Origin of the sequence: Paraburkholderia acidiphila, from assembly GCF_009789655.1 — a bacterium.
Taxonomy (GTDB): Bacteria; Pseudomonadota; Gammaproteobacteria; order Burkholderiales; family Burkholderiaceae; genus Paraburkholderia; species Paraburkholderia acidiphila.
This window is the reverse complement of record NZ_CP046910.1, coordinates 1599598-1620806: the sequence shown is the minus strand read 5'-3', so window position 1 is coordinate 1620806 and position 21209 is coordinate 1599598. Positions and strand designations below refer to the sequence as shown.

The 21209-nt window shown below is 61.3% G+C and carries 19 protein-coding genes; 7 read left to right on the top strand and 12 right to left on the bottom strand.

The features are described 5' to 3' along the window. Window positions 1–47: 47 nt before the first annotated feature. Both FAZ97_RS21765 and FAZ97_RS21760 read right to left on the bottom strand, forming a co-directional pair. On the bottom strand, window positions 48–1091 hold the full coding sequence (locus FAZ97_RS21765; RefSeq protein ID WP_158760476.1) for a homogentisate 1,2-dioxygenase: 1044 nt from the start codon (window positions 1089–1091) through the stop codon (window positions 48–50). Between the two features lie 107 nt (window positions 1092–1198). Continuing rightward, window positions 1199–2143, bottom strand: a complete 945-nt coding sequence (locus tag FAZ97_RS21760; protein WP_158760475.1) for a 3-keto-5-aminohexanoate cleavage protein — start codon at window positions 2141–2143, stop codon at window positions 1199–1201. 536 nt (window positions 2144–2679) lie between these two features. Between FAZ97_RS21760 and FAZ97_RS21755 the strand changes: the two genes are divergently transcribed. From FAZ97_RS21755 to FAZ97_RS21740, 4 genes are read left to right on the top strand one after another with little or no spacing between them, the layout of a single operon-like run. After that, window positions 2680–3861, top strand: a complete 1182-nt coding sequence (locus FAZ97_RS21755) for a substrate-binding domain-containing protein (protein ID WP_158760474.1) — start codon at window positions 2680–2682, stop codon at window positions 3859–3861. Between the two features lie 17 nt (window positions 3862–3878). After that, on the top strand, window positions 3879–6356 hold the full coding sequence (locus FAZ97_RS21750; protein WP_158760473.1) for an ATP-binding cassette domain-containing protein: 2478 nt from the start codon (window positions 3879–3881) through the stop codon (window positions 6354–6356). Beyond that, complete coding sequence (locus FAZ97_RS21745) at window positions 6353–7384, top strand: ABC transporter permease (protein WP_158760472.1); 1032 nt, start codon at window positions 6353–6355, stop codon at window positions 7382–7384. Before FAZ97_RS21750 ends, FAZ97_RS21745 begins: the two co-directional genes overlap by 4 nt. Before the next feature lie 60 nt (window positions 7385–7444). Further along, on the top strand, window positions 7445–8512 hold the full coding sequence (locus FAZ97_RS21740) for a porin (RefSeq protein WP_158760471.1): 1068 nt from the start codon (window positions 7445–7447) through the stop codon (window positions 8510–8512). 12 nt (window positions 8513–8524) lie between these two features. Here the strand turns inward: FAZ97_RS21740 and FAZ97_RS21735 are convergent, their stop codons facing one another. The 4 genes from FAZ97_RS21735 to FAZ97_RS21720 form a co-directional block, all read right to left on the bottom strand. Continuing rightward, the gene (locus tag FAZ97_RS21735; RefSeq protein ID WP_233271730.1) at window positions 8525–9409 is read right to left on the bottom strand and encodes an aldo/keto reductase; all 885 of its coding nucleotides are present in this window, start codon (window positions 9407–9409) and stop codon (window positions 8525–8527) included. Next, on the bottom strand, window positions 9406–9858 hold the full coding sequence (locus FAZ97_RS21730; RefSeq protein WP_158760470.1) for a DoxX family protein: 453 nt from the start codon (window positions 9856–9858) through the stop codon (window positions 9406–9408). Before FAZ97_RS21730 ends, FAZ97_RS21735 begins: the two co-directional genes overlap by 4 nt. 48 nt (window positions 9859–9906) lie before the next feature. After that, the gene (locus FAZ97_RS21725; RefSeq protein ID WP_233271729.1) at window positions 9907–10704 is read right to left on the bottom strand and encodes a pirin family protein; all 798 of its coding nucleotides are present in this window, start codon (window positions 10702–10704) and stop codon (window positions 9907–9909) included. 261 nt (window positions 10705–10965) lie between these two features. Then, complete coding sequence (locus FAZ97_RS21720) at window positions 10966–12009, bottom strand: porin (protein ID WP_158760468.1); 1044 nt, start codon at window positions 12007–12009, stop codon at window positions 10966–10968. A 326-nt stretch (window positions 12010–12335) separates the two neighbouring features. Between FAZ97_RS21720 and FAZ97_RS21715 the strand changes: the two genes are divergently transcribed. Continuing rightward, on the top strand, window positions 12336–13112 hold the full coding sequence (locus tag FAZ97_RS21715; RefSeq protein WP_158760467.1) for an IclR family transcriptional regulator: 777 nt from the start codon (window positions 12336–12338) through the stop codon (window positions 13110–13112). Between the two features lie 9 nt (window positions 13113–13121). Here the strand turns inward: FAZ97_RS21715 and FAZ97_RS21710 are convergent, their stop codons facing one another. From FAZ97_RS21710 to FAZ97_RS21685, 6 genes are all read right to left on the bottom strand, one after another. Continuing rightward, window positions 13122–13988, bottom strand: coding sequence for an alpha/beta fold hydrolase (locus FAZ97_RS21710; RefSeq protein ID WP_158760466.1), 867 nt, complete (start codon window positions 13986–13988; stop codon window positions 13122–13124). Window positions 13989–14035: 47 nt separating this feature from the next. Beyond that, window positions 14036–15145 carry a flavin reductase gene (locus FAZ97_RS21705; RefSeq protein ID WP_158760465.1) on the bottom strand — a complete coding sequence of 370 codons (1110 nt, stop codon included), beginning with the start codon at window positions 15143–15145 and terminating at the stop codon, window positions 14036–14038. Next, a complete protein-coding gene (locus FAZ97_RS21700; RefSeq protein ID WP_158760464.1) occupies window positions 15142–16164 on the bottom strand; it encodes an LLM class flavin-dependent oxidoreductase in 1023 nt (340 codons plus the stop codon). The genes FAZ97_RS21705 and FAZ97_RS21700 overlap by 4 nt, the downstream gene beginning before the upstream one ends. A gap of 55 nt (window positions 16165–16219) precedes the next feature. Further along, window positions 16220–16585 carry a VOC family protein gene (locus tag FAZ97_RS21695; RefSeq protein WP_158760463.1) on the bottom strand — a complete coding sequence of 122 codons (366 nt, stop codon included), beginning with the start codon at window positions 16583–16585 and terminating at the stop codon, window positions 16220–16222. Between the two features lie 48 nt (window positions 16586–16633). After that, window positions 16634–18295 carry an AMP-binding protein gene (locus tag FAZ97_RS21690; protein WP_158760462.1) on the bottom strand — a complete coding sequence of 554 codons (1662 nt, stop codon included), beginning with the start codon at window positions 18293–18295 and terminating at the stop codon, window positions 16634–16636. Window positions 18296–18520: 225 nt separating this feature from the next. Beyond that, window positions 18521–19438 (bottom strand): LysR substrate-binding domain-containing protein, encoded by a 918-nt coding sequence (locus tag FAZ97_RS21685; protein ID WP_158760461.1) that lies wholly within the window; start codon window positions 19436–19438, stop codon window positions 18521–18523. 312 nt (window positions 19439–19750) lie between these two features. Between FAZ97_RS21685 and FAZ97_RS21680 the strand changes: the two genes are divergently transcribed. Both FAZ97_RS21680 and FAZ97_RS21675 read left to right on the top strand, forming a co-directional pair. After that, the gene (locus FAZ97_RS21680) at window positions 19751–20173 is read left to right on the top strand and encodes a DoxX family protein (RefSeq protein WP_158761030.1); all 423 of its coding nucleotides are present in this window, start codon (window positions 19751–19753) and stop codon (window positions 20171–20173) included. A 108-nt stretch (window positions 20174–20281) separates the two neighbouring features. After that, a complete protein-coding gene (locus FAZ97_RS21675; protein WP_325073237.1) occupies window positions 20282–21187 on the top strand; it encodes a LysR family transcriptional regulator in 906 nt (301 codons plus the stop codon). Window positions 21188–21209: the final 22 nt, after the last annotated feature.

The following is a 21209-nucleotide window of genomic DNA, read 5'->3' as shown; positions in this document are numbered from 1 at the left end:
CTTCGCCTGAACGTGGCGCCGATCGAATCGGCCCACGGATCAGCGTGTCATTTCACGGCACTCGGGTGAGGCGCGTAATTCCCGGTTTCCATCAACTGCGAGATGGCGATGGCCTCTGGCGTCCAGCGCAGGGTCGCGCGTGTTTCGAGCAGCCATGCCCGGTAGCCTTCGGGCACGTCCTCGGACGGCCCGTGGTGGATCACGCCTTTCGGCACCCACGTCAAGGTGCCGGGTTCCGTACAGCCGCCCCACGCGCCGGGGCCGCCCACGTAGCAGATCATTTCGTCGAAATCGGCGTTGATATGGATGGGCGGGCGGCCCCCTGGGCGTGCGCTGAGGTTGAACAACAGCAGGTCGCCTGAACCCGACGAAAGGAAGGGGCTCGGCGGTCCGCCCTCGGGAAGATAGGTGTGAACCTGGATCTTCGAGAGATTGAGCTTCCACACCGGCACGCTATCGGAAAGCTTTACGCCGAGAGAGAGCGGGTCGTGCGGCATGAGGAATACGGTGTTCTCGCCGTCGAGCGTCTTCAGGATCAGCCGGGTCGGGCCGCCGGGCGCGATCACCGGATCGATTTCGGCGTATTTCAGGTCCCGCGCGACGTTGAGCATGCCGGACGGCGCCGGCGGCGTGAGCTTGACCGCCGAGGGGCTCTCCACGATGAGGCTGCGCATCGCACCATCGGTCGGGCCGTAACGGTAGGCAATCGCACGAGGAATACAGACGAAGTCGCCTTCCCCGGCGATCAGGCTGCCGACATCGGTTTCGAACTTCACCGTGCCGGACTGGATGAAGTGAATTTCGTCCGCCTCGACGTTGCGCACCACGAACGGCATCGGCGCACCGCGGGCGGACACGTGCACTTTCACGCCGATGCGCGACGTCGCGACCGTTGTCGGGAGGGCTTGCGGGTCGCTGGCGTCGCGCGGAACCAGATGTTCGAGCACGGCTCTACGCGGCGCATGCGGCCCTTCGACGGAAAGGTAATCAGGCGCATACGTCGATCGGGTCACGACCGACAGCGCGCCGAGAAACCCGTCTCGCGTCCACAACTGCACGTTGGGCTCCGCGCCCTTCGTTTCATCTTTCATCTGTCATTCTCCTGGGCGCTTGAAGGCGCCTGGCCGTTATAGGCGTTATAGGCGCGATCCCGCGACCGTGGCGCATTCCACGCGAGGCCACGGTCGCCGACCCGTCGTCAGCGGGCCGGCTTGCCGATCAGTTGCCGGTACTCGTTAGCCGTTGCCGGCTTGCGTCCGAGCAGGGCCGCGATATCGCGCGCCATGGTGAACATTTCGAGGTTGCTCGCGAGGCGCTCGTCGCTGTTCGGGTACTTCCACGGCGTGTCTTCCGTGCCGACGCGGATATGCAGTCCCATCATGGTGGCGAGGGTGGTCATGTAGAGCGTTGAACGGCCTGCGGCGCAGACACTGATGACCGACGTCGGGTCGATCTTGCGGATCTGGTCGACCATCAGGAACAGGTGTTTCGTCATGTCCTCGGCGTCGCTCACCCACGTGCCCGAGACCAGTGTGCGGCCGACGTTGAACGGCAGGCCGTACAGGATCAGCCAGTTGTACGGCGGCTTGAGGATGCCCGTGTCGATCAGCTTGCGCTTGGCGAGTTCGATTTCGCCGGAGCTGTGCACCGCCAGTTCGGGCTTGACGCCGACTTCTTCGAGCGTGGCGACGGCGGGCACCGCGAAGGCCTCCGGGTGACCCGGCGCGCAGGGCGCGACTTCGGTCAGGCCTTCGCGTGCGGGGCCCATGCACATGTCGAACGTCGTGCCGTGCAGCACGTTCACGTTCGGCACGAAATCGTTGCCGAAGCGCTTGCGCAGCGGCTCGATCACCTGCTTGTAGGCCTCGACCGGCACGACGTCGCGATCGAGCCGGCGGCCGTCCCTGTCGGTCATGAACGAGAAGTCGATGTGGACGCCGCAGGCGCCGGCTTCGATCACGCTGGTCGCTTCATCCACGTACGCCTGGAAGGACGTCGTGTCTTCGAAGCGGCCGGAGACGGCTGCGTTGATGGCGACCTTTTCCGGCACGTCCCACTTGGGCTGCAACTCGGCCCCGGCAATGAATTGGTACTCCTCCATTTCGCGCTTGGCGGCTTCCCAGAGGGGCAATTTCTCGATCATGATGATCCTCAACACAGGTAGTGAAATTTGGTCCGCAAAGCTTCCGAACCGACGGCAATCAAGCTGGAGAGGTCTTGCCGGGGCGCACCAGTGACGCCACGGCCCGTGCCCAGCGGGGCGCAGGAAATAGATGCCTCTCATCAAAATCGGTTGCGCAGAGATCATTCCGAGCAATATCGATTTATATCGAATGATGTTGTGTGGAATGAAGTAAGTCAAGGAACCCAGGGAAATTACCTGGAGGACGGACTTGGCCGTCGCGTCGGATGACAGCAAACGTGAAGAGGCGCAGAAGGGACGCGCGCGGCGCTAGGGAGATTCCCCAGGAATCTTGACATCGGTCATTCCGAAACACATCATTCGATATAAATCGATTCTGTGTCGCATCATTGTGGATCGAGATTGCATAGCTGCAAATAGATAATAAGAAAGCAGCGGAGCAGGGAGTTGAGATCAATTTATTTATTTCGTAGTACGGATAAATCGCCGGGGTATGGCGTTTCGAATCGCACTTCATCACGACATCGAGGATCACCATGTTCGACCCGCTTCACGCATGGCCGAATGGCACGCGAAACCACCAGTCGCACGGTCTCACCCAACATGCCATCGAGAGAGCCGCTTCCCCGGGGCCGTTCAGGTTCCGCCGCAGGCTCGCAAGGATCGCGGCTTTGCTCGGCGCGAGCGTCATCGGTACAGCGGCTTACGCGGCTGGCGACTCGGTGACGAACCATCAAGGCGATATCACGCCGCTGTGCGGCACCAAGCCGATGATCGTCGGCGTGTCGGACGGCTATGGCGGCAATACATGGCGCAAGACAGGCCTCGCCGAAGTCAAGGACGAGCTGAGCCACTGCAAGGACGTCAAGCGGATCATTTACAGCAACGCCAACGGGGACCCGCAAAAGGCGAACTCCGATATCAACAGCATGGTCGCGCAGGGCATCAATGTGCTCATTTTGCTTCCCGACTTCGGCGCAGTGCAGCTTCCCGCCATGCGCGCGGCCATGAAGGCAGGCGTTGCGGTGGTGCCTTACTCAGCACAGATTGCCGGCGTACCCGGGCGCGATTATGTCGTGAACGTGGTTGGCGATACGAAGCAGATCGGCGTCCTCTGGGCGGACTGGCTCGGCGCCAATGTGAAGAGGGGCAATGTGGTGTTTCTGGGCGGCTCGCCTGGCGCTGCGCCGTCGCAGAATTTTCTGGACGGCCTGAAAGCCGGCCTCAAGCAATACCCGAATCTCAAGTTGCTCAACGAGCAGTTTGTCGTGACGAACTGGAATCCCGTTGATGCGCAAAAGGCCACTGCGGGTCTCATTGCGCAGTATCCGAAGATCGATGCGATCGTCACCGACTTCGGCGTGACGGCGCTCGCGGCGGCCAAGGCATTCGAGCAGGCGCATCTGCCTGTTCCGGCGATTGCGACGATTGCGAGCGACAACGAGTTGAACTGCCACTACCTGGCGGCAAAGAAAGCCGGTACGCATTTTCCGTATTACACGGTCGATGGCACGACGTCGTACGTTCGCTTCGCGGTGCGCCAGGGCGTAGCGGCCTATCAGGGGACGACGGACAAGGAGTCGCCGTCGATCCTTCCGTTCACGTACGCCGATAGCGCCAAGGGCATCGATCCGAAGTGCGATCCGTCCGCGCCGCCCGACGCCGATCTCTCCTCCGCGCTGCCCGCCGACAAGCTCAAGCAAGTCTTTGCACAGTAAAACGTTCGAGACGAATCATGAATGACCAGAAAACGCTGCTGCAGGTCGACGGTGTCACGAAGCGCTTTCCGGGTGTCCGGGCGCTCGACAACGTGACGTTCTCGGTGGTCGAGGGCGAGGTGCACGGTCTCGTTGGCGAGAACGGCGCGGGCAAGTCCACGCTCATGGCGGTCGCGTCGGGCGCGCTGGTTCCGGAGCACGGACGCGTTGTGATCGACGGCGTGGAAACCCGAGGCGATACCGAGCAGGCTCGCCGTCTGGGATTGGCCATCGTCCGGCAGGAACCGGCGCTGATGCCCGACTTGGGTGTGGCCGAGAACCTTTATCTTGGTGTGCCGCTCGAGCAGCGTCCAACGCTCATGCAAGTCGCGCATTGGGCGCAAGGACTCCTGAAGCAATGGAGCGATGACGTCGCGATCGATGCGAACGAGCGCGTGGTGAGCCTGAATCCGGAGCAACGGTTCATCGTCGAAATCGTCAAGGCGCTTGCGGCGAAACCCAAGGTCCTGGTCCTCGACGAGCCGACGGAACATCTGCTGGCGGAAGACGTCGAGCGCCTGTTCGAACGCATCCGCAAGATCACGGCGTCGGGTTGCGCGGTCGTCTATATCTCGCATCGGATCCGTGAGGTGCAGAAGATCGCGAACCGGTTGACGGTGCTTCGCGACGGTCAGGGTCAGGGCACCTGGCAAGCCGCGGGGCTGAGCGAACAGCAGATCGTCGAACTGATCGTTGGCGGGGCGCTCGATCGCGACTTTCCGGCCAAACGAAACGACGAAGGCGCAAGCGTCATTCTCGACGTGGCGGGACTGCGCGGCGCGGGCTTCAGCGATATTTCGCTTCAGGTCAGCCAAGGCGAGATCGTGGGTCTCGCGGGCATCGATGGCAACGGTCAGCGCGAATTCATGCGGGCGCTTGCGGGCCTCGCGCGAAGCCGCGGTCGCGTCACGGTAACGGGGACTCACGCGAGACTGCACCATTCGCAGGCCGCCGCTGCGTCGGGTATCCGGTATCTGCCTGGCGACCGCCATCGGGAAGGCATCTTCGGTGAATTGTCGGTGCGCGAAAATTTTTCGATCCGCAGTCTGCCCTTCGACTCCATCAAGGGCTGGGTGAGCCAGCGCAGTGAAGCGCGGCGCGCGCGTGACGCCGTCAAGCGATTCGCGGTCAAGACGCCATCCACCGACACGCCCATTCGCAGTCTATCGGGCGGCAATCAGCAGAAGCTTGTGCTCGCGAGTGTGCTCGCCAGCCAGCCCAAGGTGCTGCTGGTCGACGAGCCGACCCAGGGCGTGGACATCGGCGCGCGGATGGAAATCTACAAGGTGCTCCGGGAAGCGGCTGCTGCAGGTACTGCGGTGATCGTCGTCTCGTCCGACGCACATGAGGTGGCGGGACTCTGCGATCGCGTGCTGATCTTTTCGCGCGGGCACGTCGTCAAGGAACTCGACGGCGACGCCGTGAGCGAGAACAACATTACATCGGCAGTCCTCACCGTCACCACCGAGCGGGAGAAGGCTTCCCCCCGCACCGCGGGGTTCTGGAAGTGGGCTTCCGGAGATCTCGCACCGATCGTGATGCTCGCGGTGGCCGTCTGCGCGCTCGGGCTGTATGCGGCGCACGTGAATCCCGCTTACCTCTCTGCGCGCAACCTGAGCGGCATGCTGGCGCTCGTGGCCACGCTGGCTATCGTCGCGTATGGGCAGCAATTGCTCATGCTGGTCGGGGGCATCGATCTTTCGGTGGGGCCGCTCATGGGCCTCGTGGTCGTGATCCAGTCGTTCTTCCTGAACGATGGCGCCACGTTGGGCCATCAGCTCTCGGGGTGGGGAGTCGTGCTTCTCGCGGCCCTGGCGGTTGGACTGGTGAACTGGATGCTGGTTGGCCCCTTCCGGCTGCATCCCATGGTGGCGACGCTCGCGACCTATATGGCGCTTCAGGCGATCTCGTTGCTCCTGCGCCCGGTTCCAGGCGGCCTCATAGCCGATCGTATCGTGGACGCGATCGGCGCGCAGGTCGGCTTCATGCCCGTCGTTGCGATAGCGGCGATCGTGATGGCAATCGTGCTCGAAATCGCGCTGTTCAAGTCGAGAGCGGGGCTCACCTTCCGCGGCGTCGGTTCTCGTCCCGAAGCTGCGCGCATGGCCGGTGCGCGTCCGCAAGTGACGACGCTTGCCGCGTACCTCGGCTGCTCATGCCTCGCAGCGGTCGCGGCCGTGCCGATGATGGCGCAGGTCGGCTCCGGCGATGCCAGCGCCGGCATCAACTACACGCTAGGAAGCGTTGCGGCGGTGGTGATCGGCGGAGCCAGCCTGTTTGGCGGGCGCGGCTCGTTCGTGGGCGCGCTGCTTGGTGCGCTCCTCATCATCCAGGTGAACGTGGTGACTTCGTTTCTCGACATTGGCGACTCGTGGCAATCGTACCTTCTGGGCGCAATGATCCTGGCTTCGGTCGCGCTCTACTCCAGAAGCCGGGAAATGGCGGTGGCGAAATGAGAAAGGCAATGCACAACCGGGCGGAAATCATGTCGGAATTCCTCGAACCCTCCTCAACGAAATCAAAAGCAAAGTCGGCGTGGTTCCCGGCGATCGATGAATTCTCGTGGATCTGGGTGGGATTGATCCTGCTTTTCGCATGCAGTTCCATTGTCGCGCCGGGCACGGTTTCGCGCGGCTCGATCCTCGCCATGCTTCCGTTCGCCGGCATTCTTGCGATCGTCGCGACGGGGCAAACGCTTGTGATCCAGCAGCGCGGGCTGGACATGTCGGCGATCGGCATGGTCTCGCTCGCGGGCATAGTCATGGCCAGAACCGGATTCGCGTTCGACTCCATTGTGCTTGCCGTTGTGATTACCGTTTGCGTTGGCGGGATTGTCGGTGTCGTCAACGGCGCATTGGTCTCCAGGGTCGCGATTACACCCCTGGTCGCAACGCTTGCCGTCAATGCATTGTTGATCGGTTTCGCCCGGTCGTTGACGGGCAACGTTCCGGTCGATGTCCCGAGCGTCATGCAAACCATCTCGCATGCGCAGTTCCTCGGCCTGCCAGCCAATGTCTGGTTCGCGCTGGTTTTCGTCGCGAGTGCCTGGCTAATCACGCGCAAGACGGCGGTCGGGCGCAGGTTCATTGCCGTGGGCGTCAATCCGCGCGCGGCCGAAGCCGCGGGTGTCAACGTGCTGAAGTACAGGATCGGTGCGTACTTCGCATCGGCCGTCTGTTTTTCGGCGGCCGGCATGCTGCTCGCCGGATTTATCGGCAGCGCGTCGCAAACGTCCGGCAACGACTATTTGCTGCCCGCAATCGCAGCGGTGGTGGTGGGCGGCACGCCATTCACCGGAGGCCGGGGCAGCGTCATTGCGAGCGCCGTGGCCGCGCTATTCATGGCGCAGCTCGGCCAGCTCGTGCTGGCGTTGGGCGCGGGCGCCGCCGTTCAGCTACTCGTACAGGCATGCGCGATCCTGCTGGCGACGACGGTTCGTCATGTTCCGGCGTTACTCAGAACAGTTCGCCAGAAACGGAGGTAGGCACTTCGCAGAGGCTTCCTGAGGATGGAGTGGAGACAACTTTTTGCTGAGGAATACAAAATGAAAAGATTGGCATTGTTTGCGGCTTTGACGACCATCGGAATCTGCAACGCTTATGCGCAAAGCTCGGTCACGCTGTATGGGCGCATTGCGGCGGGCTTCGACTACGTGACCAATGTGGCGACCCCGGAAGGCTCGAAGAACAACTTCCGGTTTGGCAGCAATCAGTACGGCTACAGCTGGTTCGGCCTGAAGGGCGATGAAGACCTCGGCGGAGGGCTGCACGCGGTGTTCAAGCTGGAGAGCCTCTTTACCTCCGGAACCGGCGAAATACCGCCGGACACGATCTTTACGCGGGATGCGTACGTAGGCCTTGCCAGCGACCGCTTCGGCAGTATCTGGTTTGGCCGCGCCATGAGCCTGACCGACGAGACCGGCTGGTACATCGATCCGCTCGGCGAGCAGGTAGGGATTGGCGTCGGCAATTTTGCGTTCGGGCGCGCGTGGGGTCCGCGGCCGAATGTGGTCACCTATAATTCGCCGAATTGGGCGGGGTTCTCGTTTCGCGTGCAGAACGGCTTCGGCGGCGTGGCCGGCAACTTCCAGTCCGGCCGCCAGTTCAGCGTGAGCGCGCAATATACGCGCGCCAGCTTCGCCGCGTACGGCGTATATGAAGAAATACGCGACGCGAACGGGCAATTCTCCGACCTGTATGCGGCTTCGCGAGAATACATGATCGGGGCGACCTATACGCTCGGGTCGGTGAAGTTCTATACCGGCTTTCAGCAACTGGTGTCGTCGGGACAGGACACGGTAGCGACCACATTCAATCCTTTTGCGGCAACGCGCAGCCAGCAGGAGTGGATTGGCGCCTCGTATCAGGCTACCCCCGCGCTCGCGTTTCAGGGCGGCTGGTATCACGGTAACGTGAATCACGGCGGCGGAACCGGCAATCTCGCTGCGCTCGGCACGACTTATAACCTTTCTGCGCGGACGTTCCTCTACTTGACTGTCGGCGCCATGTTCAACGGCAAGCAGTCCTCATTCCCGGTGGAAGCGACCGACTCCCTGCCGCTGCCGGGCCACAACCAGCAAGGCGGCTACTTTGGGATCATGCATTTCTTCTGAGGGTGCCTGGCGTCAAGGCGCCGTGCTATCCCAGACCGGAGCGAGGCCAGGAGGATCGACGATGCGGCTGCCGGCTGTCGCCAATGCATGGATTGCCGCCATCTCCGCGTCGTCGAGCGCAAAGTCGAAGATGGCGAGATTCTCGGCGAGGCGGTCTATCCGGGTGGTTCTGGAAAGGGCAACCGTGCCGGGCTGCTGAACGAGCCAACGAAGCACGATTTGCGCAATCGTCTTGCCGTGGCGACCTGCGATTGCTTTCAATGCATCGTCGCCGAATACGCGTCCGATCGCCATCGCACAATAGGCCGTGACGGCAAGACCCGCTTGCCGCGCGCTCTCGATCAGCACGGACTGGTTCAGGTACGGGTGATATTCGAACTGATTCGTCACGAGAGGCACGGCGGAAAGGCGAATGGCCTCGGTCATCATGGCACGGTTGAAATTGCTGACGCCGATATGCCGAACCTTGCCTGCCCGTGCGACGGCATTCAAGCCTGCGATTTGTTCGGCAAGCGGGATATCCGAACCCGGCCAGTGCAGCAGCAAGAGGTCGATGTAGTCTGTGCGCAGCTTGCGCAGGCTCTCATTGACGGACGCCTCGAATTGTCGCTTTGCGTAATTGCTGACCCAAACCTTGGTGGTGAGAAAGAATTCGCGTCGCGGGCGATGCGAGGCGGCAACGCAGTCGCCAATGGCCGCCTCATTACCGTAGATCTGTGCGGTGTCGAAATGCCGGAAGCCGGCGTCGATGGCCGCGGGCGCCAGCCGACGGACGTCGGCTTCGCTCAGGCCATAGGTGCCGAAGCCGATGACCGGTATGGCGGCATCGCCAACATGAACGTCACGCATGAGGGAGTTCCACAAGAGAATAGAGGACAAACGGGGCGGGGCAATCAACTATCGGACGTAATGCGTACGTAATTCGAGGCTATTTCGACGCGTGCGTTGCCGATAAGTCGATCGATACTGAACAGGCCTGCGCCATAAATCGAGAGCGTAAGCAGTCCACCTGCCATGGCCAGATTCGTGAGAAATGGAATCGACTGATTCTGATCTGCGAACGCATGGTGGAAGATGACGGCCGTCGAAACGCAGTAGGCCGCCAGGATCCATGCTACGGCGCGGGTTCGGTAGCCGAGAATGAGCAACGCTGCGCACGCCAGTTCCAGCAGCATCGAGCCGATACACCATAACTGCGGCGCGGGCAGGCCGAATGTCCTGACGTACACAATGGTCGCCAGCGGCCAGAGCAGCTTGTTCACGCCGCTCGCAACAAAGAGGGAAGCAAACAGCAACCGTCCGGCCAGGGCGAGCAGATCGTTGCCTGTGGAGTTCGCGATAGCCATGTGCAAGTCCTCGATGTCTTGATGCTTGATTGATCCGCGCGTGCGCGGTTAGCCGAAACGGCCCGCGCTGCGAAGCTGCGCGCCGATCTCCCGGATTCTCGCTTCTCCCGCGCGCAATGCATCGGCAGAGGTGTGTACGGAGTAGTGTCCGAGCACGAGCGGGTGTGGATGGGCGATGGCGGAACCGAGCACGAACTCGGAGTCCTCGCTGGCTGTGAGGGTCACGGCATCTTCCGACTCGTCGAATACGACGAGTTCTTCGGTGACACGCGCGTTGCCTACCCGCAACGCGCCACGTTGAACACTCAACCAGGCAACGCTGTGACCGGCTGGCGGCGTGTACTGCCATGGTTCGCCGGCTCGCAGTCTCACGAGCAGATAGTTGATGCCCGGAGGAGCGAGAACGGGGCTCTCGGCTTCCCCGTAGCGACCCAGAATGACGGTCGCTGGACCGGTGCGAGGGATGTCGCTTGCAGGCAGGTATTGGCTGGCGGGAGAACCCAATTCGAGAGCGGGCGGCAACGCGGTCCATAGCTGATAACCGCGCACCGGTCCGTTGCCTCTGGCGCCGCCGCCGTGCCAGACCCCGCTGCCCGCGTTCATCCATTCGACGCCGCCGACGGGTAGTACGCCTGACGAACCGGTCGTGTCCTCATATTCGACTTCGCCTTGCAACAGCACGGTCGTGGTCGCGAGACCGGAATGAGGGTGCATGGAGAACTGCAGCGCCGCCGCATCCTTGCTCTCGAAGTAGTCGAGAAAGACGAATGGCTTGAGGATCTGGCCAAGATCGCCCGGGCTGACGAGCCGCGTGATGGAACCGTGTCGCCGCCCGGCCGTGCGCAAGACAACCGCTCTCGCGCTGTGCTGCTGCCCGGCAGTATCGAGGCCGGGCCGTACTTGAAGAGGCGCGCATTGAGCGCTAAATGCTTTTGAAGCGACGTGCGGTAAGGTTGTATCGGACGACATGGTGATCAGGCGCGAGCGCCGGTTGATGACATTGAGCTAGGGTAGGCGCTTACGTGTCTCGCGAAAAGCCACTATTTCTCGATGCAATCCATCGACAATCGAGATACGTGAGCGCTGCTGCGACGGCCTCGCATCTTCCTAGAAAAAGTGCTGGATGCCCAACGAGACGCCAGTTGTCGATCGACCGGATGCCAAACCAGCGCCGGCAAGCGAGGCGACACTATTGGCGCCCGACGCATGCTGGTAGGTGACCTGCTGGTAGACGGAAGTGCGCTTCGAAAAAAGGTACGTGTTCGAAACCGTGATGGTTTTCCAGTTTCCGCCGTCGAGATTTTCGACCCAGCCGCCCACCGCGATGATGTCGTCCGGCCTGATGGTCCAGTTCGCACCGGCATCGACGGTATTGGCGTTACCCTGGCCCGTGGCCAGGGTGATGCGCGACTGCGTGAATGCGGCGTGCAGCAGAACGTGAGTGAACTGATACGTTGCGCCCACGCCCCAGTTGACGAGCTTATCGGCGACCACGCCTTCGGACGCGCGCAACGGCGTGCCGAACAGCGACGGGAGGCCGACGAAACTCGAAAGCTCCAGGAAGCGGTTGTTCTCGTTCGCGTAGGTCGCCGCGAGGCTCAGTGGTCCGTTCTTGTACTGAACGAAGAACGAGTAGTTCCGGCCTTCGCTAAAGTTGCCTGGCACGTTGCCGAATGCAAATTCCACACCGGTTGAGAAGCCGGCAAAAGTCGGGCTCACATACTTGACTGCGTTGGCGAACTGGAAAAAGTTGGCGACTTCGTCGAGGTTGCCCTGATGCAGCGAAAGAATATTGCCGAGCAGCAGGGGCGTTTGATAGTTGGCGAGAACGTCATACATGAAGCTGGGCTGACGGCCGAGCGTGAGCGTGCCCAGCGAGTCCGACTGCAGGCCGACGTAGGCCTTGCGGTTGAACAGCGTGCCGGGAACGAGCAACTGCCCGTTGTTCAGCAAATATTCGCCCTGCAGGTCGAAGATCGTGCGCAGGCCGCCGCCGAGATCCTCCACACCCTTCAATCCGAAGATATCGGGCGCATGCGTATTGCCTTCCTGAACGAGCGAGTGTCCACCGACATTGCTGATGTATTGGACCGCTGTGTCGGCGATGCCATACAAGGTGACGCTCGATTGCGCATGCGCGATGCCAAACATCGAAAATGCGGAAAGGGTTCCTGCTACTGCACGTCTGCGAAAGGCCATTGCTTTGACTCCGAAGCGGTAATTGTTCTTCTGATGGATTGTGTCGATGAAGAAAAAGATTGCAGTACTAATCAATTAACTCGCAATGCTCCATACCTGACTCCAACGGCTCGTGTAACCTTGCGGTCCACGTGCTTCTTGTGGTGTTGCATTCAACAGTAATGAATGCAATAATTTATGTTGAATACTATAGAAGGCAGCCACAAAGGGTGTCAACAAGGTTGACGTGCGGGGAAACCCGGGCGGCCTGCGTTCAACAACTTCAATACGGCAGCGATATGACCAATGTGAGCACGCGGCGCGGCATTCAATCCGTCGAGATTGCGTTTCGAATCCTCTCGGCGTTGCAAACGAGTGTGCGCGCCCTTCCTCTAAAAGAGATTGCCGCACTGTCCGAACTCACGCCGAGCGCGACGAGCAATTACATGATTAGCCTCGTCCGCACGGGCCTCGTGTCCGCGGACGAGAAGCCGGGATGCTACAAACTCGGGCCGGCCTCGCTTGCGTTAGGGATGAGCGCGATTAACCAGCTGGATGGCTTCGATATCGTGCGGCGCGAAGTGATTGCGCTGCGCGACGCCACGCTTAACGGTGCGGCGGTGACCGCATGGACCGACGACGGACCAGTGAGTCTGTTCAAGCAAGAGGGAGAGACGCGCAGCATCCTCGAATTGCGAACGGGGTTGATCCCACTGGTGACCACCGCAGCGGGAAAGCTGTTTATTGCCTGCCTGCAGGCCAGCCGCACGGACGACCTCATTGCTCGCGAAATGTCTGGCGAGAAGAACTGGACTGCGGCCGCCATGCGCGAAGAAGCGAGCGCTGAACTGCGTAACAATGGCTTTTCGATGGTTCATCGCGGCAATCTTGGCTATGTATCGGTTGCCGCCCCGATCTGGGATCGGGACGGAAATCTGCAGTTTGCAATCAGCCTCATCGGCACGCCCGCCACACTCGATACGGATATCAAAGGCGCGGCGATCAAGGCGCTCCTCGAAAGCGCCGTTCGCGCGACGACTGCACTGGGGGGGAAAGTGTCCCGCCAGATCGGATAGAAGTGCGGGTCACGGGTTTCCAGCAGCGGCGGCTGCCAATACGATGGCATTGAACCTGCCCGGCGCTTCCAGTTTCGGCATGTGGCCGATTCCATCGAGTACGTGGAGCGTCGAATTGGGCGCTGCCTCATGGATAGGCCGCGCGTGATCGCTCAGAGGCGCGATGCGATCGTCGCTGCCGATCACGATGGAAATCGGCGCCTCGACTGACGCCACGATATCTGGCGTGTACGCAGAGAAGAGCATGTCGACGGCGTGCTCCCATCCCGTTGGCGTAACCGCGTCCCGGAGCGTCGAGACGAGGGCACGGACCTGGGGGGCGCTGCTGGAAGCGAGCAGGGCGTCGACGCCCGCCGCGCGCGCTGCGGGCGACTGAGCCGCGCCGCTTCGCATCAGCGCCTCCCGAGCGGCGGCGCGCTCCGAAAGCGGCAAGTGAGCACGTGCGACGTTGGGCGCGCTCAATACGAGGGCGTGCGTTGCATCGGGGTATTGCGCCGCAAATGTCGCTGCGATCACGCTACCCCATGAACTGCCGATAACCGTTGCACGCGAGAGGCCAAGCGCCGTCATCAACGCCATAACGGCTTCGGCATAGTCTGCGGCGCCAGGCGTTGCAATCGCGAACGGACTGCTTTGTCCGTAGCCCGGGGCGTCCCACGCGATCACGCGATGGTGCGTGGCAAGTGCTGCGAGCTGCGCGCGATATCCCGCCGAGTTCGATCCAATGCCGTGCAGCAGAACGATGGGTGGCGCTGCCTTGTCGCCCGCCTCGCGGTAGGCGAGGGTTTGCTTGCCGCCTGGCGTGTCGAGTTTCAACTGGACCTGCGCCACGGGGGGCAAAGAGGCTTCGAGTAAGCGGCTATCTGTTTCAGTCATGGCTTCAGTGCGGTCGCTATTGAGAGCGCTATGAGCGCGGTGGAATTTCAGGCTTCGCGCAGCGTCAGAGAAATTTCCTGAGCGGCGGCCTTGAGGGCTTGCGCGCAAGGTCCGTCGGTTGCCGCATCGAATTGTTGCGCGGGGCCGATTGCCGTCAAGGCAAGCACGGCCACGCCGTCCGGCGAAAGAATGGGCACACTGATCGCATTGGCAATAACGCGGTCGTCATGAAACGTACCGGGGCGCCTCGTCGCGACGCGCGACGCTCTGACCGATTCAAGCAGGCCTGAAAAGGTCTCTGCGGCAACGGGCAAATCCTCGGACCCGCGTCGCGCGTTTTCACGCAACTCCGCGACAACGAACCGGTCGATCGCTTCAGGCGGAAGAAAGGCCGCCAGTGCGTTTCCGGAAGCCGAAGACGTCACCGGCAGCACCAGCCCCAGCGGCAGATCCGCGGCTACAGGCGTCGCCGCGGCCTGCCAGGCGATCACAGTCGGTCCGTGATTGCCCCATGCCACCAAGGCGAGCGTTGTGTCGAGCGTACTGGCGAGTCGCAACATACTGCGGCTCGCCAACCGCACGGCATGCGGCTGGGATTTCATCGCACCTTGTGTTCCGACCGGAGCGCAGCCCAGGTCGTGCGGATCGGCCACCAGGTATTGGCCACCGCCAAAGGCGAGCGGCCGCCGCGCGCTCTGGCGAATCCGTTCGACCGAGCCGAGAAAGATCACATGATCGCCGCCTGGATAGCAGGCAACGACCTTGCATTCGAGCCACGCGCTGCAATCGCGCAATACGGGGAGGCCGTCGACCCCGACGTCGTACTCGATGCCAGCGAACTTGTCCGGCGATCGCGTGGCGAAATGATTGGCCAGGCCGTGCTGATCTTCGGCCAGGATGTTGATCGCAAAGCGCTCTGAATCCCTGAAGGCGGAATGGCTTCCTGCGGATGTTGCCTGGCTCCACAAAACAAGCGGTGGTTCGAGCGACACCGAGGAAAACGAATTGGCGGTGAGGCCATGCATTTTTCCTTCGGCGTCGAGCGTGGTCACCACGGTCACGCCAGTGACAAAGGACCCCAAAACATTTCGCAGCTGACGTTTGTCGAAATTTCCGATGGCGGACCCTTCGTGCCCGGACAGAGGAGTCGCGTTCATGACGGGACCTTTTCCAGTTCGCCGAATGCCGGCATGACGGATTCGTGGAAAAGTCCGATCGACGTTTTTGCTTCCTCCATCGACATATTTCCGAACATGAAGGTGCCGATGAGATAGTTGAAGCCGCCGTTATTCGCCTGTTCCAGCAGTTTTTCGCGGACCGTTTCCGGTCGTCCCACCACGGCGAGGCCCGATTCCACGAGCGGCTCGAACGTTGGCGGAAGTTTCTGGTTGACGGGCTCGGTGCCGTGCTTTTTCCACAGTTTGATGAAGTTCGGATAGAACGCAGACCATGCCCGCGAGCCGATTTCCATCGCCTCCCGATCGGTTTCCGCCACGACGATATAGCGATTCACGCCCATGAGCGGTTCGGCGTCGAGCGGATGCCGCTTGGCGAATTCTTCGCGATACCGGTCGGTGATCGCCCGGACTCGGGCAATCGGGCCGGCGCACACAATGTTCATCTTTTCCTGTGCGGGCCATACCGTCGATTCGGGCGATGCGAGCGCGTACCACGTCGGCGGCGGCGACTGCAGCGGCTTGATCTCGATGGGAACGTCCTTGAACTTCCAGAACGTGCCTTCGTAGTTGAGCGTATCGGCGTTGAGAAAGCGCTTCAAGACTTCATACGACTCCACATATCTGGCTTGGGCCGTGGCAGGGTCGATGCCGAGCGCTTCGATCTCGTGGGGCGAGGCACCGCGGCCGACGCCATATTCGAAGCGTCCGCCGCTCAAATGGTCGAGCATGCAGATTTCTTCGGCGAGCCGCACGGGATGATGGATCGGCAGAATATAGACAAGCGGGGACAGGCGCAGCTTGCGGGTGCGCTGCGCGGCGGCGGCGAGGAACACGCTTTGTGACGGGCACGCGCTCAGCGTGGTCGCGTGGTGTTCCGACATGTGATAGCAGTGAAAGCCGAGCTTGTCGTACAGTTCGATGATCTGCAATCTCTCTTCGTACTGCTGATTAATCGGCAGACCATTGCGATCGTTTTGGTCAAAAATTCCGAACTTCATGGTTTTTCCAGTATTTGAGGATCAGGTGAGATTCGCGCCTGGCGCGGGCGGGCAATTAACGTATCGAAGGCTTGCTAAAGACCTGAAAGAGGTTGTCTTCGAGATCTTTGTAGGTGGCGACGAAGCCATGCGTTCCCATATCGCGCTGTCCGACCAGCAGACCGCCCGCGCTAAGAATCTTCTGTTCGACTTCCGCTCGCGCCTCGCCGGCGACCTGGAAGACGGGGACAGCGCCGACCGCCCCTTGTGCGGCTTCCTCTGCGGAACTCAGCGCAAAGGTGCTGCGCTGCAGGCGGAATTGCGTCCATTTGTTCGCGTCGCGAAACTGGACCGGCATATTTAACGCCGCGATGTAGAACCCGGAAAGCCGGTCGATATCTTTCGCGACAATGTAGACCGATTGCATGTCAACTTCTGCCATGGCGAGTGCTCCAGAAAACTGTGATGAGGGAAAGAGGGCGAGTAAGCGTCAGGCGGTTTGTTGGTCCTGCACACCGAGTTCATCGTTCATGATTTGCCGGATCAGGTACTTCTGAATCTTCCCTGTCACGGTAGTCGGGAACGCATCGACAAATCGAATATATTTGGGCACTTTGTAATGTGCGATGCGTTGCTGGCAGAATTCGCGGACCATGCCTTCGTCAAGAATGGCTCCCGGCGTGGTAATGATCCATGCGCAGAGTTCTTCACCAAAATGCCTGTCTGGCACGCCGACCACCTGAACGTCGAGCACGCCGGGGCAGGTGTACAGGAATTCTTCTATCTCGCGCGGATAAAGGTTTTCGCCGCCGCGGATCACCATGTCCTTGATTCTTCCAACGATGTTGACGTAGCCTGCCGTATCCATCGTTGCGAGGTCGCCGGTATGCATCCAGCCTTTGGCGTCGATGGCTTCTTTCGTCCGGTCCTCCTGGTTCCAGTAGCCGAGCATGACCGAATAGCCGCGCGTGCAAAGCTCGCCGGGCTGACCGCGGTCCACGGTTTCCCCGGTCGTCTGGTCGACGATTTTTATCTCGAGATGCGGCAGGACCTGGCCGACCGTGGTGACGCGCTTTTCGAGCGGCGTATCCGTCATGCTCTGGCAACTCACGGGACTGGTCTCCGTCATGCCATAGGCGATGGTGATTTCGCGGAGATGCATGTCGTCCACTACGCGCCGCATGATTTCGACCGGGCAGGGCGAGCCGGCCATGATGCCGGTGCGTAGCGTGCGCTTGTCGAATGCCGCAAAGCGCGGGTGATTCAGCGCGGCGATGAACATGGTGGGCACGCCGAGCAGCGCCGTGCATCGTTCCGCCTGCACGGCTTCAAGAACGGCTTCGGCGTCGAATCTTGCGCAAGGGTAGACGATTGTCGAGCCGTGCGTGAGCGACGCCAGATTGCCCATGACCATGCCGAAGCAGTGGTACATCGGCACGGGCACGCAGACGCGATCCATCTGCGTGAGCTTCATGCATTCGCCCACGAAGTACCCGTTGTTCAGGATATTGCGGTGACTCAGCGTCGCCGCCTTGGGAAGTCCGGTTGTCCCACTCGTGAACTGGATATTGACGGCGTCGTCCGGGCGCGCGGTTGCGCGAACCTCGTCGAGCAACGCGCGGCCAGCTACCGCGAGATTGAACAGCGTGGAGAAGCGTTGCGCGTGCGCTTCGTCCGGCGCGCCGCTTTCGTCGATCCACCAGATCGTTTCGAGCTTCGGCAACCGGGCTTTGCCCAACTCCCTCAGCATGTTCAGATATTCGCTCGAGCGGTACCGGACCATCGTCACGATCGCCTTGCACCCCACGAGGTTCAACGCATGCTCGAGCTCCGCGCTCCGGTAAGCCGGGTTGATGTTTACGAGAATCAAACCGGCCTTTGCCGTAGCCAATTGCATGAGCAGCCAGGCCACGTTCGTGTGCGACCAGATGCCAATCCGGTCGCCGGGCTCGAGTCCCGAGGCAAGCAATCCCGCAGCGAGATCGTCGGATTTTTGCCGAAGCTCGCCGTAGGTGAGGCGGATGTCTTCATGCCGGCTGATGACCGCGGGATGCTCATGCAAGCGATTGGCGATTGCGTCGAAGTAATCGCCAATCGTCTGATTGATGAGCGCCGTGGAGCGTGATCCGCGCTCATAGGAAAGCGTATTCATGGAGTCTCCTGGATATTCTTTAATTCAACAATAGTGAACGTATGCATCATTGTTGTATGGTAGGATGCGGTCACGGACATGTCAACCGGTTTTGCCACTCACGAGATTTTTCGAATGCCCGTGCAAAACCATTGGCCCAGCAGAGGGCATTTCCGAAGATAATTCGGATAGCGAAATAAATAGAAGCATTGGCCGCTGAAGGGCCATAGCGCACTCATGCGCTCTCTATCGCTTGCTGTTCAGCTTCTCGAAGCCCGCAACCAGCGCGTCCAGTAACTGCCGGACCGCCGGCACCATGCCGCGGCGCGAGGCGAAAATCGCGTGTACGAGGCCGGGTTCGGTGGCGAGCCCTGGCAGCAGGTGCAGAAGTTGGCCGGAACGGATATCGGCATCCACGAATTCGCGAGGCAGCAAGGCCACGCCAACGCCACTCATCGCGGCCATGCGCAGGCTGGCGAGGTCATCGCTCGCGAGGCGCGGCTGATGTGTCCATGACGTCGCGTTGCCCTCGGCGTCCACGAGGTTCCAGACAAATCGCTCGCTGCTGTTCGCCATGGAGAGCGTGGGCCACGCTTCGAGTGATTGCAGCGACGTGGGCGCGGCATGGCGTGCGGCGAGGTCCGGACTGGCAACGAGGATCTGCGAGGAGAGCCCGAGTTGCCGCACGGCGAGATCGGTGCTTTCGAGCGGGGGAAGCCGCACGCGGATCGCGAAGTCGAGCCCCTCTTCCACGACGTCCACGCGGCGGTTGGTGGCATCGATCAGTACCTGGACCTCGGGATTGTCGTGGATGTACTGCGCGATCATCGGGGTAATACCCGAGCTTAGCAAGCCTACCGGGCAACTAATCCGTATCGTGCCCTGCGGTTTGGCGCGTGTTTGATCGACGATGTCCTTGGCGGCTTTCGATTCCGCCACCAGCGCGACGCAATGCTGGTGAAAGCGCCGTCCAATCTCGGTCAAGGACAGGCTGCGGCTGGTGCGATTGAGCAGGCGAACACCCAGCTCTTCCTCGAGTGCCCGAACACGCCGGCTGAGTTTGGATGTCTGCGAGCCGAGGGCGTGCGCCGCCGCCGTAAAGCTCCCGCGCTCGACAACTTCTACAAAGATCCGGAGATCGTTGAGGTCGCTGATCTGGTTCATTGCCGCTCTCGCTGTGGATCCGTCGTTCTATCACGCGCAACGTTGCTTTGCAATTCGGGAGATTGGCGCGCGATCATTGCGGAATTAGTATGGCGCAACTGACCGAGGACGGGTTATTCAGCAACGACAGAACAGTTGAATAGCGCCGCTTTCGAGCGTCCGGGAAATGGGTGGATGCGGGCGATCTGTCGATCGGAAGGGAAGACGTTTTGTAATCCTGATTGAAATGGTATGTACGCGACTGGCGATGGTGGAGGCTGGCGCGATTCCCTATCCTGGTCCACCAAAGTGAACTTCTTTGAGGAGATCGTCATGGAACGATACAAGTTTATTCCGCTGCTGGGCCGGATCATGCTGGGTGCGCCCTTTGCGATGAGCGGGCTCGGCAAGCTTGCCGCCTACGCGGCAACGGTTGGTTATATCAAGGCGATGGGTCTGCCCGTTCCACCGCTGGCGTACGCGGTTTCTATCATGATCGAGCTTGGCGGCGGCTTGCTGCTTATCTCGGGCTACCGCGTGCGTCCGGTGGCGGTTGTGATGGCACTTTTCTGTCTGGTAACGGCCGCCTTCTTCCACAACAACTTCGCGGACCAGAATCAGATGATTCACTTCCTGAAGAACGTCATGATGGCGGGCGGCCTTCTGCAGATCGCTTACTTCGGCGCGGGTGCTTATAGCCTCGATCAACGCCTTGGGCGCTTCGGCGCGCGCCTCGCATCGGCCGGTGCGAACTGAAGCAGCGTGACGGGCCGCCCGTGCAGCGTCGACGTGGCGGCCTTTGTCCGATTCTGACCATCGGTGAATTGGACCGGTTAGGAATTCGAAATGTTGGATGGCGTATCGTTGGACCAGCTCCGCGCATTCATCACGGCAGTCGACGAAGGCAGCTTCTCAGGGGCCGCGAGGAAGCTGCACCGGGCGCAGTCCATGGTGAGCGAGCTGGTGTCGAATCTGGAAGGGCAAATCGGCGTGGCGCTGTTCGACCGGCGGGGGCGTTACCCCGTCTTGACGGCGCAAGGACGTGTGCTGCTGACCGACGCGCGTAACGTCGTTTCCGGCGTGGATGGAATGAAGGCACGTGCCAAGGGCATGGCCTCGGGGCTGGAACCCGAATTGTCCGTCGTGGTGGATGTCTTTTTCCCGTTTCAGGTTGTCGTCGAGGTCGCGAAGGCGTTTCGCGAGCGTTTTCCGCGCGTGCCGTTGCGGCTCTACGCGGAAGCGCTCGGCGGCGCCTATCAACCCGTCATCGACGGACGTGCAACGGTCGGCATTGTGGGTTCCTTGCCTTTTGCGCCGCCAGGACTCAGGTCGGAGCCGCTCGCCGGCGTGGCATTTACGATGGTTGCCGCCAGTACGCATCCACTGGCCGCGTTTCGCGGGCCGATTCCTAAAGATGAACTCGCGCGTCACACGCAACTCGTGCTAACCGACCGGACCGATTTGTCGGCAGGCCGCGAATTCGGCGTGATGTCCGGGGCGAGCTGGCGCGTTGCCGATCTGTTCGCCAAGCATGCGCTGCTGGTGCACGGGCTCGGCTGGGGTGGCATGCCCGTGCATGCCATCCAGCACGATATTGCGGCGGGGCGCCTGGTTGAGCTTCACGTTGAAGATGTGCCGCCAGGCGGACTCGTTCTCCCGATGCTGGCCGCATACCCTGTTGCGTCGCCGCCCGGTCCGGCCGGAAGATGGCTGATCGAGCAACTGCGCGAGGGTTCGGCGACCGTGTCGAATCCATCGCTGGCGGCATAAGCGATCCAGCGACGGACGCGGC

Excerpts from the sequence above, each read along its gene's own strand:
- FAZ97_RS21700 (WP_158760464.1), bottom strand. The coding sequence starts at position 16,164 with ATGAAGTTCGGAATTTTTGACCAAAACGATCGCAATGGTCTGCCGATT.
- FAZ97_RS21765 (WP_158760476.1), bottom strand. The coding sequence starts at position 1,091 with ATGAAAGATGAAACGAAGGGCGCGGAGCCCAACGTGCAGTTGTGGACG.
- FAZ97_RS21745 (WP_158760472.1), top strand. The coding sequence starts at position 6,353 with ATGAGAAAGGCAATGCACAACCGGGCGGAAATCATGTCGGAATTCCTC.
- FAZ97_RS21715 (WP_158760467.1), top strand. The coding sequence starts at position 12,336 with ATGACCAATGTGAGCACGCGGCGCGGCATTCAATCCGTCGAGATTGCG.
- FAZ97_RS21695 (WP_158760463.1), bottom strand. The coding sequence starts at position 16,585 with ATGGCAGAAGTTGACATGCAATCGGTCTACATTGTCGCGAAAGATATC.
- FAZ97_RS21690 (WP_158760462.1), bottom strand. The coding sequence starts at position 18,295 with ATGAATACGCTTTCCTATGAGCGCGGATCACGCTCCACGGCGCTCATC.
- FAZ97_RS21740 (WP_158760471.1), top strand. The coding sequence starts at position 7,445 with ATGAAAAGATTGGCATTGTTTGCGGCTTTGACGACCATCGGAATCTGC.
- FAZ97_RS21760 (WP_158760475.1), bottom strand. The coding sequence starts at position 2,143 with ATGATCGAGAAATTGCCCCTCTGGGAAGCCGCCAAGCGCGAAATGGAG.
- FAZ97_RS21750 (WP_158760473.1), top strand. The coding sequence starts at position 3,879 with ATGAATGACCAGAAAACGCTGCTGCAGGTCGACGGTGTCACGAAGCGC.
- FAZ97_RS21755 (WP_158760474.1), top strand. The coding sequence starts at position 2,680 with ATGTTCGACCCGCTTCACGCATGGCCGAATGGCACGCGAAACCACCAG.
- FAZ97_RS21730 (WP_158760470.1), bottom strand. The coding sequence starts at position 9,858 with ATGGCTATCGCGAACTCCACAGGCAACGATCTGCTCGCCCTGGCCGGA.
- FAZ97_RS21710 (WP_158760466.1), bottom strand. The coding sequence starts at position 13,988 with ATGACTGAAACAGATAGCCGCTTACTCGAAGCCTCTTTGCCCCCCGTG.
- FAZ97_RS21705 (WP_158760465.1), bottom strand. The coding sequence starts at position 15,145 with ATGAACGCGACTCCTCTGTCCGGGCACGAAGGGTCCGCCATCGGAAAT.
- FAZ97_RS21720 (WP_158760468.1), bottom strand. The coding sequence starts at position 12,009 with ATGTTTGGCATCGCGCATGCGCAATCGAGCGTCACCTTGTATGGCATC.
- FAZ97_RS21680 (WP_158761030.1), top strand. The coding sequence starts at position 19,751 with ATGGAACGATACAAGTTTATTCCGCTGCTGGGCCGGATCATGCTGGGT.
- FAZ97_RS21685 (WP_158760461.1), bottom strand. The coding sequence starts at position 19,438 with ATGAACCAGATCAGCGACCTCAACGATCTCCGGATCTTTGTAGAAGTT.